The 18,580-nt window shown below is 49.6% G+C and carries 9 protein-coding genes and 1 tRNA gene; 5 read left to right on the plus strand and 5 right to left on the minus strand.

Annotated elements, in window-relative coordinates:
• Both JSU04_15985 and JSU04_15990 read left to right on the plus strand, forming a co-directional pair.
• A partial coding sequence (locus tag JSU04_15985; GenBank protein MBS1971813.1) for a hypothetical protein occupies positions 1–5,321 on the plus strand: 5,321 nt, incomplete at its 5' end.
• 7 nt (positions 5,322–5,328) lie between these two features.
• On the plus strand, positions 5,329–7,290 hold the full coding sequence (locus JSU04_15990; GenBank protein MBS1971814.1) for a hypothetical protein: 1,962 nt from the start codon (positions 5,329–5,331) through the stop codon (positions 7,288–7,290).
• Between the two features lie 88 nt (positions 7,291–7,378).
• On the opposite strand, the gene JSU04_15995 is transcribed toward JSU04_15990, so the two are convergent.
• Positions 7,379–9,322, minus strand: a complete 1,944-nt coding sequence (locus tag JSU04_15995; GenBank protein ID MBS1971815.1) for a class I tRNA ligase family protein — start codon at positions 9,320–9,322, stop codon at positions 7,379–7,381.
• A gap of 253 nt (positions 9,323–9,575) precedes the next feature.
• Between JSU04_15995 and JSU04_16000 the strand changes: the two genes are divergently transcribed.
• Entirely contained in the window at positions 9,576–10,847 is a 1,272-nt protein-coding gene (locus tag JSU04_16000; protein ID MBS1971816.1) for a hypothetical protein, read from the plus strand.
• Positions 10,848–10,859: 12 nt separating this feature from the next.
• Positions 10,860–11,726: a DMT family transporter gene (locus JSU04_16005; protein ID MBS1971817.1), complete on the plus strand. Its 867-nt coding sequence runs from the start codon at positions 10,860–10,862 to the stop codon at positions 11,724–11,726.
• 1 nt (position 11,727) lies between these two features.
• Here JSU04_16005 and JSU04_16010 read toward each other — a convergent pair whose 3' ends face one another.
• A complete protein-coding gene (locus tag JSU04_16010; GenBank protein MBS1971818.1) occupies positions 11,728–12,642 on the minus strand; it encodes an NADP-dependent oxidoreductase in 915 nt (304 codons plus the stop codon).
• A gap of 217 nt (positions 12,643–12,859) precedes the next feature.
• Positions 12,860–12,936: transfer RNA gene (locus JSU04_16015), tRNA-Met, on the minus strand.
• Between the two features lie 160 nt (positions 12,937–13,096).
• Between JSU04_16015 and JSU04_16020 the strand changes: the two genes are divergently transcribed.
• The gene (locus JSU04_16020) at positions 13,097–14,074 is read left to right on the plus strand and encodes a hypothetical protein (GenBank protein MBS1971819.1); all 978 of its coding nucleotides are present in this window, start codon (positions 13,097–13,099) and stop codon (positions 14,072–14,074) included.
• Here the strand turns inward: JSU04_16020 and JSU04_16025 are convergent.
• Both JSU04_16025 and JSU04_16030 read right to left on the minus strand, forming a co-directional pair.
• Entirely contained in the window at positions 14,037–16,049 is a 2,013-nt protein-coding gene (locus tag JSU04_16025; protein ID MBS1971820.1) for a hypothetical protein, read from the minus strand. The two genes, JSU04_16020 and JSU04_16025, sit on opposite strands and share 38 nt — an antisense overlap.
• Before the next feature lie 208 nt (positions 16,050–16,257).
• Positions 16,258–18,477 carry a hypothetical protein gene (locus JSU04_16030; GenBank protein ID MBS1971821.1) on the minus strand — a complete coding sequence of 740 codons (2,220 nt, stop codon included), beginning with the start codon at positions 18,475–18,477 and terminating at the stop codon, positions 16,258–16,260.
• Between the last annotated feature and the right edge of the window lie 103 nt (positions 18,478–18,580).

The raw sequence follows: 18,580 nt of genomic DNA on the forward strand, positions 1-18,580 counted from the left end.
AATCAGCAATGCTTCCAACTATTAGTGCTGGCCAAGTTTGGGTTGGTAATGCAACAAATGGTGCTCAAGCATTTACGTTATCTGATGACGTAGCATCTGTTTCTAACACAGGTGTTGTGACTTTAAGTTCTTCTGCGACGGGTTCTAATAAGTTACCACTTGCTGGTGGCACAATGAGTGGTGCTATCAATATGGGTGGAAATAATATTTCTAACGCAGGGGATGTGAGCCTTGCTGCTGGTAAGTTCTTAGGTCTTGGTGTTGGTTCAACTGCAGGAACTGTCACAGGTCAGATGTGGTATGACTCAGGAGTTATTAAATACTTCGACGGCACGACGACTCAGTCTTTAGGTGTTGCCGGTGCTGGGATCACGTCACTTAATGGCTTAACTTCTGGTACGCAGTCTTTTGTTAACGGCACTTCTGGTACAGCTCCTGCGTTTAGCTCTGCGGGCTCAGCTCACACGTTAAATATCCCAATGGCTTCTAGCGCGTCTGTCACTGCCGGTCTTATTAGTAATGCGGATTACGCTTCAATGATGGCTAAGCAATCAAACTCATTGGCTGCTGGCCAAGTATGGGTGGGTAATGCTTCAGGTGCTGCTCAGGCATTTAGTTTATCTGGAGACGTAGCATCTGTTTCTGATACCGGTCTAGTAACCGTTAATAAAACAATTTTAGGACTGTCTAATAAGCTTTTGCAGCTTGATAACACAGGTATTGCGAACACTTATGGGGTTAGTATTTATGGCGCGACAAGCGGCCAGATTTACCTCTCAGCAATGCCAACCACAACGGTCTATGGGTTGCGATTCCCAGCGACTGCGCCGGCCGATAATCAAATCCTAAAAGCAAACTCTTCTGGCGATCTTTCATGGGTCACTTACTTAGCAAATGTTTCTGATTCAGCACCACTTACTAACGGCAAAATGTGGATCGGTAATGCTTCTGGTATTGCTTCTGAAGTAACGATGTCAGGGGATGCAACGATCACGAATGCAGGTCTTCTTTCACTTAAAAATACAGGCACTGCTGGTACATATACTAAAGTTATTACAGATGCACAAGGTCGCGTAACTTCGGGTTCTGCCCTTGCCGCTTCAGATATCACAACTGCACTTACATATACTCCAGTAAATAAAGCTGGCGATACTATGTCTGGTAGCTTGATGCTGGTTGCTGGTCAGTATTTGGGGCTGGGCTCAGGGTCAACTGCGGGTACAGTAGCCGGTCAGGTTTGGTACGATTCAGGAACTATTAAGTACTTCGATGGTACTACTGCGAAATCTCTTGGTGTTGCTGGTGCTGGTATTACTAGTATTAACGGTGCGACAGTGAGTTCTCAAACATTCCCAGTTCCTGGCACTTCGGGCACAGCTCCTGCTTGGTCTATCAATACAGGTGCCGGCTCACATACTCTGAATATCCCAATGGCTTCTGCCGCTTCAGTGACTGCGGGTCTTATCAGCAATACGGACTACGCCGCATTTAATGCGAAAATGAGTAACTCATTAACTGGTGGTCAGATCTGGGTTGGTAACTCAGCTAACGTTGCTCAAGCAATGTCTTTGGGTGGTGACGTAGCCTCTGTATCTAACGCCGGTGTTGTAACTCTTAAATCAGTTGGCACAGTTGGTACTTACTGGAAAGTTGTGACGGATGCTCAAGGCCGTGTGACTTCCGGTGGCGCTCTTGCTTCTGGTGACGTAACGACGGCTCTTGGCTATACTCCAGCTTCGACAGGTTCATCTTATGTCAACGGCGGTAACTCATTTGCTGGTAACGCGACGATTGGTTTAAATGATGCTTACACATTAGGATTCAAAACTGGCGGAACAACGCGCATGACTTTGGATGCCTCTGGCAATCTCGGTATCGGGACATCAGCGCCTGGTGCGGTACTCGATGTACGCGGGCCTAGCGGTGGTGTGGGAGGAGATACCTTCCGGGTTTCTAATCCGTCTGGTCAGACTTATCTTTATGCCTTTTCGACAGCCGATACGTCGGCCTCGCTCGGAGCCTGGTCTTCATCAGGAAGCCAGAAACCTTTACTCATCAATGAAGGCGGCACCGCAAACGTCGGCATCGGTAACGTTGCCTCGCCTGGATCCCTTTTATCAGTGGCTGGCAACGTTGCTGTGGGGACTTATGCAAGCAGTGCTGCACCCACCAATGGATTGATCGTTTCTGGTAACGTCGGTATCGGGACGGCAAGCCCTGGCGTGGCTTTGGATGTAAGCTCTAAAACAGATGCGATCGGTTTACCAGTGGGTAATACTTCGCAACGTCCATCAAATGCTACAGGGTTACTTCGCTACAATACAACGACAGGTGGCGTAGAATATAATAGCGGTTCTGCTTGGAACACTGTTGGCACAGCGCTCGGCTACACTCCAGTCAATCGTGCTGGCGATACTATGTCTGGCAGTTTGATGCTTGCAGCTGGTCAGTATTTGGGTCTTGGCTCAGGATCCACTGCGGGAACAGTGGCCGGTCAAATGTGGTATGACTCAGGCGTCATTAAATATTTTGATGGAACTACGGTAAAATCACTCGGTGTTGCGGGTGCTGGTATTACAAGCTTGAATGGCTTAACAGCGAATGTTCAATCCTTTGTAGTGGGTTCTGCAGGTAACGCTCCTGCGATTACGTCTGCAAGCTCAGCTCACACACTTGATATCCCAATGGCTTCGGCTTCTGGCTCTGTGACTGCGGGTCTTATTAGCAATACTGATTATGCAGCTTTCAATGCAAAAATGAGCAGTACATTAAACAGCACTCAAGTGTGGGTTGGTAATGGATCAAATGCTGCCGAAGCACGTACTCTTTCTGGTGATATTTCAATTTCTAACGTAGGCCTTGTTACTGCTGATAAAACGACGATCGGCACTTCTTCAAAGCTCCAGCAATTGGATGCCTCAGGGGTCGCGAATGCTTTAGGTATTGGTTTAATCAATTCAGGCACTGTGCGCATTTTGCCAGCTACACCAACAACAGCTTCTTATGATTTGAGATTGCCTGCAGGATCTCCAGCGGCAAATCAGATCCTGCAATCAGATGCAACAGGGCAGATGTCCTGGGTCACTAACACAGCTTCAAGTGGTTATGTGAACGGTGGGAATACATTTGCTGGTAATGCGACCATCGGTTTGAATGATGCTTATACTCTGGGATTTAAAACGAACAACGCTACACGCATGACTCTTGATGCGAGTGGAAATTTTGGTATTGGTACAGCGACTCCAACGGCGGCGTTGGATGTTAACGGTGCCATTAATATTTCTGGAACAAATGGTATTAGTTATCCAAGCACGGACTCAACGGCAGGATCAAGTATCGCAATTGGCGCCTCAGCTCTTGTGCAGCAGTATTCACTGGCTTCGGCCGCGTATAGAAATACGGCGATCGGTTATCAGGCGATGAGCAACGCCGGTCTTACGACGGCAGCGACTAAAAATACGGCTGTGGGTTACAAGGCTGGGGCAAATAGTACAACGGGTTTTCAGAATACCTATATTGGTTACCAAGCGGGCTCAGCATCCGGCAGCGGTGCAACGCGCACTTCAACAGCTATTGGTGCTAATGCCACTGTGAATGCGGGCGGTTCCGGTTATGACGTGGTTCTTGTTGGTGCGAACTCTTCTTGCTGTACCGGTGGCACCGGTGGAGTTGTTGTCGGTGCTTCAGCAGCCGGAAGTGGTAATACAGGTATTGCTATAGGTAACTCAGCTTCTCAGGCGGGTGATAACTCTATCGCAATCGGTTATTCTTCTGCGACAGCTCAGGCGGGTGCGGTTGCTCTTGGTATTACTGCCAAAACTGCAAGTTACAACGGTGTCAGTATCGGTAGTGGTGCTGGTTCTACGAACGTCTCTGGGAATAACAACGTCCTCATTGGCGCCGGTGTTGGGAGTACAACTCTGACAACAGGCGCGCGCAATCTTTTAATTGGCGTGGATAGCTCAGTCGACTCAGTGGCGGCTTCGACAAGCAACTCTATGAATATTGGTAACGCAATCTACGCAACCAATATGAAGAATGCAACGAACACGAGCGGCGTTGCAAAAATCGGTATTAATAATAATTCTCCTGCATCTATCTTTGATATCACAGATACTAGTACGACGACGAGCGCGCTCATCGTTCCGCGTGCAGCGACGTTTACCGGCACAACGGTGAATGGTATGATTCGTTATAATACGACCTCCAGTCAGTTTGAGTTCTATCAAAATGGCGCGTGGGTGAATTACTCAACGGGCAGCGGTTCTAGCTTGGTGGTGGCTCCATCAACGGGTTCTCTCATTGGCGGCACCACGGCTGCGAGTTCTGTGACGACAGCGGGCTTAAATAACATCGCCTACGGTTACCAAACCTTGAATTCAAATACGACGGGAAGCGGAAATACAGCCATGGGGTATCAGGCGATCGCCTTAGATAATAGTGGCTATAACAACATCGCTATCGGTTATCAAGCAGCCTACAGTGGCGGCGGCAATGAAAATACGACGGTCGGCTCTATGGCTTATTACAACTCAGACTCAGGAAATCAAAACGTCGCCATCGGTGGCTATGCATTGAATAGATCTCAAGGAGCCTCCGGCAATACAGCCGTAGGTTATGATGCTGGTGACATGCTCACCAGCGGTGCTGGTAACGTGATACTCGGCTGGGAAGCTGGGAATAATCTCACAACCGGCAGTAATAACATCGTTATCGGTTACAACATCGGTGCGCCAAGTGCGACGGGTAGTAATCAAATGACAATCGGTAATATGATTTACGGTACGGGCATCAATGGCACAGGCACAACACCTTCAACCGGTAAGATCGGTATCGGGACAGCGTCGCCTTCTTACACCTTGTCAGTGAATGGGACTGCGAATGCAACCACATTCTTGATGAATGGTTCGTCGAGTGCGCCAGCCGCGAAAGTCACCAATGCGGCTGAACCAGTTGCAGTCAGTGCGACAGCTGCGACAGGAACAGTGAATTTCTACTTAGCAAGCGGCGCAGTTCAATATTACACTTCGAATGCATCAGCAAACTGGACTCTTAATTGGGCCTGGTCGTCGGGCACGAGCTTGAATACGGCTCTTTCGACAAATGACTCTGTCACGACAACATTCTTGGTCACTCAAGGTGCGACGGCGTACTATCCATCCGCGTTTACAATTGACGGAACAAGTGTGACGCCAAAATGGTTGGGTGGCTCTGCTCCAACGGCGGGAAATCCTTCCAGTATCGATGTCTATACATGCACTATTATTAAAACAGCGAGCGCAGTTTTCTCAGTGCTCTGCTCACAGGCACAATATAAGTGATGATCTTATGCTGCTAAACTGGAAATGTCTTTTCATCGCTGCAATTTTTGTGATCCCTTCGATCGCAATGCCGGGCAGTCTCGCAACCCGTGGCGCCTTTTCGGCTCAGGGTTTTTTAGTCGGCAGAGGGCAAGTCGTAGTGTATCTCACGAGCACAGGCACCACCACTTGGACTGTGCCGGCCAATTGGAATTCTTATAATAATAAAATCGAAGTGATTGGCGGCGGCGGTGGCGGAGGCGGCGGCAGCGGTGCGAATAACCAAGCTGGGGCCGGTGGTGGCGGAGCTTATGCTGTTGCGACCAACGTAACACTGACCCCCAATGCGACGGTCACAATTCAAGTGGGCACAGGAGGAGCCGGCGGAGCCCCCAATAATGGTGCCGGTGGAAATGGTGGCGACACTTGGTTTAATGGTGCGAGTTGTGCTTCCTCTTCAGTTTGTGCAAAAGGCGGAAAAGGTGCCATTCCCGCAACAGACTCCACAGGTGGTGCCGGTGGTTTAGCGAGCAGCTCAATCGGTGCGATAGCTTTTAACGGTGGCAACGGTGGTGGTGGAAGTAACATGTCCTACAGTGGTCTTGGTGGCGGCGGCAGCGGTGGTCCGTTGGGTCCCGGAGGAAATGGCGGCAGTGAAACCGTGGGCAGCCTCAGTCTGACAGGAGCCTCTGGTGGCGGAGCAAGCAGTGGTGGTGCTAATGCAGCAACGCTGACTTCGGTGACGACTCCAGGATTGGCTGGCGCGAATAATATCTCAGGCACGGGCGGCGGAGCTGGTGGCGCATCCGCGGGAGCTGCCGGAACCGCGGGAACTTTGGGCGGTGGTGGTGGCGGCGGCGGCGGTCGCACAAGCTCAACGGGAACTGCCGGAGTTGGCGGAGCTGGCAGTATGGGAAGTGATTGGGGATCTCTCTACGGAAGCGGTTCCGGTGGCGGAGGTGGTGGCGGCACCAATAGCGGTACTGCCAACGCAGCTGCCGGCGGCAATGGCGGGCTCTATGGTGGCGGCGGCGGAAGTGGCGGCTGCAGTGCCGGAGGAACCAATGGTGCCGGCGGAGCAGGAGCTCAAGGAATCATTGTCATAACTTATTACATACCTGTTGCCACAACTGTGGCGGTGGTTCTGACGAGTGGCACGTCGTGGACTGTTCCTGCAAACTGGAATAGCTCCAGCAACTCAATTGAATGTATTGGTGGGGGCGGTACTGGTGCGAGCGGCGGTGGCGGGAACTCTGGCACCGGAGGCGGCGGTGGTGCCTACGCGAAAATTACAAATCTTGCTTTAACGGGTGGAAACACAGTGACCTATCAGATTGGTGCGGGCGGAAGTTCGGGAACCTCTAATGCCACAGATTCTTGGTTTAACGGCACGTCATGTGCGGCCGCCTCGGTTTGTGCAAAAGGCGGAGTTTCCGGAGGCAATGGTGGCACTGGTGGCAGTTCTTCAAGTAGCGTTGGTGCGACAAAATATGCCGGAGGGGCGGGCGGTGTCGGTGGTGCTGGGACACAAGGTGGCGGCGGCGGCGGCGGTGCCGCTGGGCCCAATGGCATTGGTGGTGCCGGTGGCTCGGGAGCTTCCAGTACGAGTACCGGTGCTGGCGGCGGCGGCAGTGGCGGCGGATCCGCGGGCGGCGCTTCTTCTGGTTCAACAGCAGGTGCCGGCGGAAATAACAGCGCCGGCAGTGGCAGCGGGAGTGCTGGCGTCAACGGTAGCAATGGAATAAATGGTGGAGGCGGCGGTGGCGGCGGTTCGGGCAGTGTGACCGGTACCGGAGGTAACGGCAGTATGAGCAGCGATATGACTGCGGGTTCTCTCGCAGTAGGCCCAGGTGGTGGTGGCGGCGGCGGTACAGGGAATGTTGCTGGCGGAACCGGCGGCGCCTTTGGCGGCGGTGGCGGCGGCGGTGGCCCCAACGGCTCGGGAGGCAAAGGAAAATCAGGTCTTTGCGTGATTAGGTATTCTCCGTAAATAAAACCTTCGGCCTCTGCGAAGCCGAAGGTGTATCAATCTATGGAACCGAAGGTGTATCAATCTACGGAACCGAAGGTGTATCAATCTACGGAACCGAAGGTGTAGCTTCGGCAACAGCAGGGAAGTAAACGCCTTTAGGATGGATCGCATGTCCTGCAGGGATTCCTGTGCCGAGCTCTTCAGCGCGGAACACCGACTCTGGCAAGTTCAATGTCTTACGAAGTTCATTCATAGTCTCAGGCACAAATGGCGCGAGCATAATCATCAAATTCTTTAAAACATAGAAGCATGTGAACAAAGCGTCTTTACGTTCTGTTTCGTCACCACGATCGTCGTGCGGTTTATGCTGAGCAAAGAGCGAGTTGATTTGGCGCGCGTAATTTTCAACTTGGCCAAGCAAGATTGCGTAATCGCCTTTTTGCATCGAGCGCAAATACAATTGCACAAGCTTCAACGTCTCGGCCTCCGCTTTGCCGATGAGTTTTCCCTCTGGAACTTTGCCGCCGAATTTGGAATGACATGCAGAGATTGGCTTTTCAAGCGCAGCATTCATAGGACCTGCGAGGAATTTATTTCTTTCTGCGAAAGTCTCAAAATCAAAGTTCGACGCTTTTACTGGCAAGCTTAAAAGTGCCAAGAAATAACGAACCTGATCGGCAGAGTAGCCCATCTCAAGCAGTTGATCGCCGGTGTAGAAATTGCCTTTTGACTTACTCATCTTTTCGCCGTTCACCATCAAGTGATAGACGCTCAAAATTTCAGTCATTTGCAAATCACCTTTTTGTGGCAATTGCTGAGGATCAGCTTTGTGACCAAGCCACATTGAGCCCTGCATGATCACGTAGAAGAACACGTTATCTTGCCCAAGGAACTGCACAACGGTTGCCTCAGGATCACACCAAAATTCTTTGTACTGTTCACGGCTGCGGCCGGATTTTTCCAATGCCACTTGTGTGAATACGATTGGTGCGATCAAAGAATCAGGCCAAACGTAAAGCGTTTTGCCTTTCATATCCGGGTCCAATTCAGGTGGGACGGGAATTCCCCAAGACACGTCACGAGTGATCGGACGGTAGCCCCACTTATCCGTAATCACAGATGGAATACCGGCTGCTTCCAAAACCTGCTGACCTTTAGCAAGATCGGCTTTTGAATCAAACAAGCACTCAACCTTTTTGCCCGGAACGTAGCGGGATTTATGTTTCGGCAGAGTTTCTTTAATCTCTTTGTATTTTTCTTCGTGAACATTTTCAAAGCGGCAGCCAATGAGGACCGTGTTGGTCACTTCTTGAACAACAGCAGTACGCCACGCTTTTTGCTTGGTCTCGATCCAAGTTTTCAAAGGATCTGCGACCTTCCACATATTCAGCCACCAGTGAGCGGTGTCTTTCAGCTCTGGCTTTGCATCGCTGATCTCGCTGCGAGGATCTTTGAGCGTGCTCGGATCAAATTGAGTTCCGCAAGCATCGCACTCATCAGAGTAGGCGTCAGTACTGCCGCAGTTCGGGCAAGTGCCACGAACAAAGCGATCTTGCAGAAAGCGATTCATCTTCGGATCGAACCACTGTTTGGTGACTCGTTTTTCGAGCATGTCGTTTTTAAAGAGACGACGCAAGAAATCCTGGGAGTAAGCCTCATGGAGTGGATAAGTTTCAGGACGAGAAGTCCCGGTGAAGATATCGGTCTTGACGTTGAATTTTTTAAGAGTCTCTTTTTGTTTTTCGTGAATGGTGTCGATGAACTCACGAATCGTCTTTCCGGCTTTGACCGCCGCGACTTCACTTGTGGAGCCGTGGTCGTCATTCCCGTTCACAAAAAGCACGTTTTCAGAGCCAATCAGCATTCTCATCCAGCGCGCATAGATATCCGCAGGAACGTGGGCCCCCGCAAGGTGACCCAAATGAAGGGGACCATTTGCGTATGGCATTCCGGCCGTAACGACGACTTTCTTCGGTTTCTTGTACTGATTTAAAGCCGATTTAACATCTGTGGGAGGTGAGAACTTATTTTCTGGTTTTCCTGGCTGCATGATGACCCTCTAAAAGATCTAATTTTAGCCAATATACCTAGGGGATGTCATCGTAATGACGCGGCTATCCGTGAAGAAGTAGGCATATTTCCTCTCGAAATTTCAACGCCTAAAAGTAAAAAGTGTTTTACCGCTAAAGACGCCTGAGGAACGGCTTTTGCTTTTGTAGTGCTTGTGACCATTAACCAGCATTCATTGCCTCTTGAAGAGCCGAGAAGCGTCTCTTCAAGTCAGGAGAGGAGCGATTTTTGTTATGGGAAAAAGTTTAGTAAAAGCATTTTTATTCCTGTTATTGGCTTCAAACTCTTTTGCTCTGACAGATGGAGCAAAAAAGCTCATCCAGTATGAAACTCAATCGAATGCCGTTTCTCAGAGGGATTCGCGTCCTATTCAAATGCCTCATTTTGAGATTCCCTTAGACATGGTGGAACTGGATTTCGCCGACCGTTTTCCGCAGGCCCTCCGTGAGCATTTTATCTTTCAAAAAGACGGTAAGAAGTACGTCCGCTGGGTTTTAAACCCTGAAGATACGAAGTGGTTTGAGGAAGTTCAGCAGCACTTCCAAAATAAAGGCCTGAAGCTTGAGAAGAAGTACTACTTCACTGGCTATCAAACGGCCTCTCGTTCTTATATCGTTGAGGATCCGGGTAAAAAGATTCAGTTCTCAATCAAAAGCTCCACCAATAAGACCGGTGGCTGGTGGGCTGATAAAAAACAGCCTGTCGGAGAGGCCATTGACTCTCGCCTCAATGCCGATTTCTTGCACGACATCCAGGCGCGATTGCCGTTTAAGAACATCATCGTGATGGATGAACCTGCGATCTTTAAGCTTCCAGGCATCGATCAAGCGGTTGTGTTGCGGGATCTGGTCGATTTAAATACCAAGGCGGACCGTATCTATGTTCCAGGCTTCTCAGTTCTTCATGACGAAACAGGCCGTATGATCGCGGCGAAAAACGGTTCGAATGATCCTTACGAGTTTTGGACTGAACACTATATTAAAGCCACAGGCCGTGCCTTGGGTGAGCTCGCCGCTCGCACGGGCATGCAGTTTGATTCTCCGCACTCTCAGAACTTCCTTGTGGAGCTGGATGCGAATTTAAAACCCACGGGCCGAATTGTGATCCGTGACTTGGCCGATCTTTATATCGACAAGACTATTATGAAAGAGCTCCATCCGCAGCAAGAGAAGTACTTTAAAGAGTTCTCTCAAAGAGGAAACATTTTAGGCAGTATCGCTGCTGGCTTTGGCCCGCTTCATGGGAACGAAGCACCATCATGGGTGCGCGACTCTGGCTACTCTGCGTGGAAGAATGTGTTCTTTAAAGAGTTCGAAAGTACTTTTGAGAAGATCACTTCTTTGAAACCGAGCCAGTTTAAGAGCAGTGAAGGCCACATCAATGGCAAGTACTTCGGTAATACATACTCTGTTGCTAAAAATGAAGGTACAGAGGGCTTCTGGAAAAATATGAGTATCTATAAAAACCCAGCTGGAGTAATGCTTTGCTCTCAGACGTTTAAATAATAAGGAACTCATTTGGAAAAACGCCGGGCTATCCGCGATTTGATCATAGCAACTCTCCTCTGGGGTTTTGGTTTCGTCGCCACAGTATGGGCGCTACGAGCTTACTCTCCTGTGGAGATCTTGATCTATCGCTTTGGTCTGGCCGCCATCTTTGGAGTTCTGATTCTGTTTGTTTTGACAAAAGGCCGCGTGCCATGGTCCGGGAGTGAAATGCGCCTGGCAGCTCCTGCAGGATTTCTCTTGGCAGTGATGCAGCTGACGCAAGCTCAAGGTCTGCTCACGACCACAGCGACAAAGAGCGGTTTTATCACCAGCTTGTATGTCGTCCTCATTCCACTCATCGAGATTTTATTTCTAAAGAAGCGAAGCTCGTTGCAGATCTATTTCTTTTCATTCTTGGCGCTCGCAGGAACATTCTTGCTGGCGGGCGGGCATTACGAAGCCTTGGCTATCGGTGACTTATGGACTTTTGCCTGCGCAGTTCTTGCAGCGATTCATATTATTTATATCGGTAAAGTGGCGCCAGGAATCGCTGACGCCTTCAGATTCAATGTTCTTCAATCGATCGTGGCAGCAGTTGCATTGCTGCCATTTTTACTGACCCAACCGAAGATCGCTCTTCCAACTTCTGACTTGCTACCAAATCTAGGAATTTTAAGTCTGATCTTCGGTTCAAGCCTTCTCGCCTTCTTCCTGCAAGTGCGAGCACAGAGGCATTTGCCTAACAGCATGGCCTCTATGGTCTCGCTTTTGGAATCACCTTTCGCCGCAGGCTTCGGAATTCTTCTGCTAGCCGAGACGCTGGGTTCCGTGCAGATCTCTGGAGCCGTTCTCATTTTGCTCTCGTCCGCAAGCTCTATTGTTTTTGATAAAACATAATTTACATCATTCGCAGCAGAACTTTTCCGTGGGTGTGCCCCTTTTGGTTGAGATCCTGGGCTCTCTTCACGTCTGTTAGCGGGAGGATTTCACTCACGCGGGGCTTAAGAGTTTTATTAGCCACGAGGCTTGCCAGCTCTGCAAGATCCTTTGCGTTCGGAGTCATCACAAAGTTGACACCGTGGGCGCCGAACTTGCTCGCTTCAGAATCTTTGTAGCTGCCGACGGTCGATAGCGCAATTCCGCGTTTCTTCATCAGCTGATAGGAGCGCGAAAGTGTGTCGCCGCCGACGAGGTCGATAACGATGTCGATGTCCTTGGCGAACTCCTCGAAGCGTTTTGTTTTATAATCAATGATCTTTTTAACTCCCAATTTTTGTAAATACGGGATGTCGTCGGCCGCCGCCGTTGCAATGACATTGGCTTTCTTCCAGATGGCGATTTGGCAGGCGAAAGAGCCCACGCCACCAGCAGCACCATGAATGAGCACGTTCTGATCGGCTTTCACGTGGCCTTCTTGGATCAGGAGCTGCCATGCAGTCAGTCCCGCCGTAGGAATCGAGGCCGCCGTTTCATAGTCCAATGACTTTGGAATCAAGGCGATCTTTTCCGGTGTCGCTGTTGCAAACTCGGCGTAAGAGCCATGGGCAAAGCCAAAGACACGGTCGCCTTTTTTAAAGCCGCTGACTTTACCGCCGACGTCGATGACATCGCCTGAGAAGTCCTGGCCGAGAGTGAGTGGAAAGTGCGGAGTGGCCGGCTTCATGTAACCTTCGCGGATTTTCCAGTCGATGGGGTTGATACCGGCATCGTGAATTTTGACTAAGACTTCGTTCTTGCTGATTTGGGGTTGTTCTGAGTCCTCAATTTTAATTTCGTCAGAACCGCCATAAGAGTAAATGCGTGCGACTTTCATAGATGTCCTCCTAAGAAAAATTATTTCAAAGGCTAGCACCACCATCGAAGTTAGCAAGCAAGCAGCAGATGTAATTCAGCAGACGCGAGAACACCAAAACGAAAAACGTTTTTAAGCTTGAGTGAAGAGAATCGATGAATCTTAAACTTTAGAAAATACTTCAGCGAAGCGGAAGTGCAGAGAGCCAATTTTTTCAGCCAAAGGCTGATCAAAAAATTGGTTGCGGGGGCAGGATTTGAACCTACGACCTTCGGGTTATGAGCCCGACGAGCTACCAGACTGCTCCACCCCGCGACAAAAAGGATGCGTTCGAATGAGCGGTCACTATAGGCCCCGAAGTGGGGGACGTCAACCCCCAAACTCGGTTTATTTGTGCTATAAGTGCGCAAAAACTCCTCAAAATTTAAAATAATTGGTTCTAAGATGGAACTAATTCGTCGATTCGGGAGTTTTTATGAAGAAAGCGCTCAAGGTTATAGCAATTATTTTCGGAGTCCTCGTCATCGGTTTTGTGATTGTAGGCGTGTTAATAATCAAAAAACTTCCTTCACCTTGGGAAGTCAAACAGGCGATCTCACCTAAAAAAGCTCAGAGTCCGGAGTTTGTTCAACAAACACCAGCAAAGCCCGGCGAGAAATCTCCATCGCCAAATCAGGCCAAAGAAGAAGCGCCGAAAAATCACGAAGAGAAAATCGATGATAGCAAAGCGCGCACTTTGCAAGTTCTCAAAGATGATTTTATGAACGAGCAAAAGCCGCTTTCAACCGTATGTAATTACCTAAACAACGCAGAGAAAAGTCAGTTTCTGCGTAAAGACGACAGCGGATCTGCCAACGAGTTTATGAAAAGCCTAGAAAGTAATCAGAAGGATCCGGTGGTGGAATCGGCGGCCTCACTCTTTCGTTACATCTTTCGTGTTGATGGGATGCGCGAGCTTTTTGATATGATTGAGAAAGCCGATGCAGAACATGATCAAGGTCTTTTCAAAAAAGCCGAGTTCTATACGAAGCTCGGCATTGCAGGACAAAATATCCGTTCTAATAAAGCCAATATCGATCGCATCTTGATGAAGAGCTACAACTTGTACACGCTTTCACGTGTTGTCGGTCGTCATCCAGAACTTGCGCGCGATCCAGCAACTTTGAGTTTCTGCGAGCAGATCGAAAAGAACATCAATCTGAATTTAGATTTCAATCCTGACGAGCAGGCCGCTGAATTACAAAAGTTTTTAGATTATGCCAAAGTCGACCCCAAAGAGGTCGACTTTGACCCGAACTATCGATCCAACGTGGATTTCAACTTCAAGAATAACAGCTTGCAGTTAACTCACACGTGGATCGAAAAGCTCTTTGCGAAAGACATCGAGAAGGCGAAGCGGGAGATCAATAAGGAAGCTACCACTGCGGCTCCAGATTCGACGTCAAATTATTAAATGTTTCAATGCCGCCTAATCCTGGGTTCACAATCAAGCCCTGAATTTGCGAATGTCTCAGCCTTGGTTCAAAGGGATAAGATCCATTGCTGTTCGGGTTGTCCGTGAGTTCCCATTTATTCGCCGTGCGTGTGGTTCTCCAAGCTTTGTAGTACATGGAAATCTTAGCACCTTCGATCAAATAACTAATATCCGCACCGGGGCCTGCGAGTTCTAAGGCGGCTCTGAACGCAATGTGATTTTTGGTCATCGCTCTGCCAAAACGTCCATAGGCGGCGGCATAGGCTTTTGCGTCCTGATCCCGGAGGCTTGCCATCTCTTCGAGATAGTGATGCATATCCCGGAGCGCCTCGTGGCTTTCAGAGAGGAGATGGTCCCAACAGATCGGCGTGGCAGGGCCTAAGCAATAATTATAAGTATCTCCATGGGCGCGATAGTCGCTGTAGTAGCGGTCGCCGATGGTGAGGAAATAGTTTTCATTATTTTTTCGCGCGGCACTCATCAGTCTTTCCGTATTGTCGTCGTGCAGGGTGGTGTTAAACTCGATGCCGGCATACCCCAGGCGGTCTTCGTCGGGGATGGCTACGGCCAGGTCGTCGATACCCGTGTGTTGAATAAGGCTTGCCACAGATTTTTGGATGCGCCGAGGAGTTGCGCCCTCATTGCGGTAGGCATAGGTGTATCGGCCAAATGTCCCATCGTCGTTTCCTTCGGGCGAGTCGATAAAATACTTGGCACCATAAAACATCAAATCTGTTTCTCGGTGGCGAGTCCATAGATGCAGGTTCTTAGTTTCTGAGTAAATGCCATAGTGAACGCGGGCCGTTTTGTTGTTGATGTGAAAATCTGTGCTTGTGTAGGAGTTTATATTGCCCTTGCTGTAACCTGAGTTCCAGAGGATTGGCAGCCCCAGACTGACTGAGACGAAGCGTCCGGTGTTTAAGCTGGTGAAAGTTGAAACCTTCAGGATTGGCGCCAATTCAACCAAATTGTGCGGATGCTTTTTAGAAATTTGGTCGGAGGCGATGACGTTTCCATGGAGAATATCCTCATAGGCTTTTCGGCCGACTTCTGTATTCAGGTTGTAGAGATACGAAAACCCGTCATCAGAGTTTCTAAACGCCGTGGCAGAGACTTGCACAATGGCAGCTCCTGTCGACACCGAAAGACTCGAGAGTGTGCCTTTGGTGATTTTCACATACACACGCTCATTGTCGACTTTCTCGATATAGGTCTCCCATGTTCCATGGGCGATAGCGATAGTACCGACCCCGACAACACTGAGGCCGGTGCCGGCAGCGAAAATGACTCCGCCGGTTGACAGGTAAGTGACTGAGTCGCCTTGACTGAGGCTCATGGCTCCGCTGGCAGTTCCAGGGACGGATTTATATCCCGGCGAGTTCTGAGCCTCTTCGTAAGAGCGGTAGTATCTGACGGAATTCATTTGGCGGCCGATCAGCGGTGCGAGTCCTACATAGCCCCACCACTCTTTGGCGACACCACTGGCGTTATCATACCACCATTTTACGCGCGCACCGAGACCTCCTGAGAGGGCAATATAGCCGGTTTTTTGCACGCCGTCGCGGAAGTCATTGAGGACCATGCGGTCCTGAGCACTGTCCGGAGTGAGGGCTGCAGGGATGACTGGGTTGGCTTTATAGGGAGTGAGATTTGCTGTCCAGTTGCCCCAGTCAAAATTTAAGAAAAAGAAAGGCACGACTTTATGTTTGAGTTCTTTTTCTTCTTTTTCATTCTGTTGGGGAGTCGGAATCACATCCGTTGTCGGCGGAGTCACTTCAGGAGTGGGAGTAGGATCCGGCGGGGTCGGTTCAGGAGGGGGAGTCGGAGTTGGTTTTGGCGTAGGAGTCGGTGTCGAGGGAATTGGTGGCGGCGCTGGGTTCACCGATTTTGGTGCGGCAAGGCCGATGACCGAATAGAAATACAGCAAAGCAAAAATCCCTTTGGCAAGGTTCATTGAGAATCTCCTAAAACTTGAATTATAAAAATATATTGTTTAGGGGATGCTTCTCAAACCGCAGAGATAATTCAACCTGCTTTTTTCATGTTTCGGAAAAATCCAAACAGGAAGGGTCTGTTGTGAAGAGTTCTTCTCAACAGACCTTTGCTTTTTGAAAGATTTTGTTTAGATACAAAATCTTTCGATTTAGAAAACGGGCTTGTCACTAAGGCGTGGCAACATCTGTCGAAAAACTCCACTCAGGCTCTAGCGTCGTCAAATTACTAAACGTTTCAATTCCGCCGAGTCCTGGGTTTACGATAAGACCCTGAATTTGCGAGTGACGAAGTCGCGGCTCAAAGGGATAGGCACCTTCTTTTGCATTCGGATCATCGGTCAGATCCCATTGATTTGGCTGACGAGTCGTACGCCATGCTTTGTAATACATCGAGATCTTCGCGCCTTCGACAAGATAACTGATTTCGATGCCTGGACCTGCAATTTCAAGCGCGGCTCGATAGGTCATATGATTTTTCGTCATCGCTTCACCAAAGCGCCCGTAAGCCGCTGCATAGGCCTTCGGATCTTTAGCACGAAGGTCGATCATCGCGATCAGCTCTTTACGCATGTCCCGCATTGCCGCGTGGGTTTCATCCAAGATGTAATTCCAGCAGATCGGAGTCGCCGGGCCGAGGCAATTATTGTAGACGTCCCCTTTATGGCGATAGTCATTATAGTAACGGTCGGCGATGTTAATAAAGTAGCTGTCACCATATTTTTGCGCGGCTGCCATCAAACGTTTGGTATTGTCTTCACTGAGTGTGGTGTTGAACTCAACGCCGGCATAACCAAGTTTGTCGTCGTCAGGTACGTCGATCGACAGATCATCAATCCCTGTATGCTGAATAAGACCCGCAATGGATTTATTCAAGCGACGAGGAGTCGCATGTTCGTTGCGATAGGCGTAGCTGTAGCGTCCGAATGAACCATCTTCGTTTCCTTCAGGTGAATTGATGGTGTACTTCGCTCCATAGAACATCAAATCGGTTTCGCGGTGGCGATTCCAAAGTTGGAAATTCTTTGTCTCAGAGTAAATTCCATAGTGCACGCGAGCCGTCTTATTATTGATATGGAAGTCTGTCGTCGAATAGGAATTGATATTTCCTTTCGTGTAAGCTGAGTTCCATATAATTGGCAACCCCATGCTGACACCCAAGAAACGACCGGTATTTAAGTTTGTAAAGGTCGCAACTTTCAAGACCGGTGCCTTCTCTACGAGATTGCGAGGACGGGATTTTGAAATCTGATCTGAAGCAATCACATTTCCGCGAATCACATCTTCGTAAGCTTTGCGGCCCACCTCAGTTGAAAGATTATACAAGTATGAGAAGCCGTCATCGGAATTGCGGAAGGCCGTCTCGGACACTTGAACGATTGCAACCCCGGTTGAAACCGAGAAGCTCGTTAATTTTCCTTTCGTGAGTTTCACGTAGACATGCTCGTTGTCGACCTTTTCGATATAAGTTTCCCAAGTTCCTTGGGCGATGGCGGTTGCTCCGACACCGACAACATTAAGACCTGTGCCGGCCGAGAAGATGAGTCCTCCGGTTGAAAGATAAGTCACAGAGTCACCTTGTGACAGAACGCCGGCACTTTTTGCCGTGCTTGGAACCGATCTGTAACCAACGGCTTTGTCCGCTTCATCGTAGGTGCGATAATATCTGACGGAATTCATTTGACGGCCTATGAGGGGGGCAATGCCGACGTAGGCCCACCACTGCTTGGCAACGCCCGATGCATTGTCATACCACCAAGTCATCTTCGCTCCGAAGCCTCCAACTAGGAATCCGTAGCCGGTCTTTTGAACTCCATCGCGGAAGTTATTCACAACCATACGATCGCGGCCGTTTCCAAGAAGTGCTGCAGGCTCAACCGGAGCCGGTGGTAACGATTTATAAGGAGTCATATTCGCCATCCAGTTTCCCCAATCAAAATTGATGAAGAAATACGGCACAACTTTGTGTTTAAGCTCCTTGTCCTTTTTCTCGTCCTGCGGAGTGGGGGACGCATCTGGAGTCGGAGTCGGTGTTGGTGTTGGCGAACTCGTCGGCGTCGAAGTTGGAGTAGGGGTCGGAGTCGGACTATCTGTCACCGGCGGAGTTGGAGTTGGAGTTGGAGTAGGTGGCGGTGGAGTTGGAGTAGGTGGTGGTGGAGTTGGAGTAGGTGGTGGTGGAGTTGGAGTAGGTGGTGGTGGAGTTGGAGTAGGACGCGGGGTTGGCGTCGGCGGCGGAGTTGGTGTTAGACATGGAGTTGGTTTTGGGGGCGGAGTGTGATGCGGGGGCGGCGTTGGTTTCGGGGTGGGCTTGGGGGTATGATTTCCACCTCCGGCAAATGTAACGGACGAAGCAAGGTACAGCAGAGCAAAGGTCACTTTGGCAAGGTTCATCGTGAGTCTCCTACAGTTTCTAGTTGAATTGTCGATTGTTTGTAGGAGAAGCGTTGTTGAGTTTAATGGGGACATCAACAGTCAATTATGGACATACATGAAA

It is taken from the genome of Bdellovibrionales bacterium (genome assembly GCA_018266295.1).
Taxonomy (GTDB): Bacteria; Bdellovibrionota; Bdellovibrionia; order Bdellovibrionales; family Bdellovibrionaceae; genus JACMRP01.